The following is an 829-nucleotide window of genomic DNA, read 5'->3' as shown; positions in this document are numbered from 1 at the left end:
GACAAAGACCTCATATTAGAACCTTATGTTAGTGCGGGCGGATTCTCACGAATCGCGACTCGGGTTGAACAGCTACGTGATGATGCACAGCGTCAAGGGCAGGGAATGTTGTTCCTTCATGCTGGCGACTGCTTCCAAGGCACGCTCTATTTCTCCTTATTTAAGGGCAAAGCGAACGCCGATTTGTTGAACGCCTTGAATATTGATGCCATGGCATTGGGAAACCACGAGCTCGACATGGGGAACGAACCGGTTGCACTATTTTGTCAGCGTACCAATTTTCCGCTGCTCGCAGGCAACTGGGATCTGTCCAATGAGTCAAAAAACAAAGCGCACCGACTAAGCGACTGTAACAACGTACTGAGCTATCAACCGGATTCACGCAGTGCGCAATACCTTGTGAAAGAGTTTAACGGTGTAAAAGTCGCTATTTTTGGTTTGTCCATCGATAAAATGAGCGATATAGCAAACCCTGACGCCGATACGCCATTTATGACTGCAATTGAAACCGCGAAAGCGACGGTCGCACAAATTCACAACGATGGAATCAAAAACATTATCTTGCTTAGTCACCTAGGTTACGAGGGCGACTTAGAACTTGCAGAGCAAGTGGAAGGCATAGGTATCATCGTGGGTGGTCATAGCCACCGTTTGCAAGGTGACTTTACTGCGATTGGTTTGGGAGAAGATGATCCTTATGGTATCAAAGTAAATGGAACCTACGTTGTGCAAGCCGGTTTTCATGCTCTGACCATGGGCCATTGTGTGCTTGAGTTTGACGAGAATGGCCAAGCAACCATGTTGAATGGTCAAAATGAATTGCTGTTAG

General features: G+C 46.9%; 1 protein-coding gene. It reads left to right on the top strand.

The window, feature by feature from the left end:
• Positions 1–829, top strand: an 829-nt coding sequence (locus R7R78_RS25380) for a metallophosphoesterase (RefSeq protein ID WP_225474530.1), incomplete at both ends; no start/stop codon positions are given.

Source organism: Vibrio sp. 2134-1, assembly GCF_033339495.1.
This window is presented reverse-complemented; position numbering and strand designations above follow the sequence as displayed.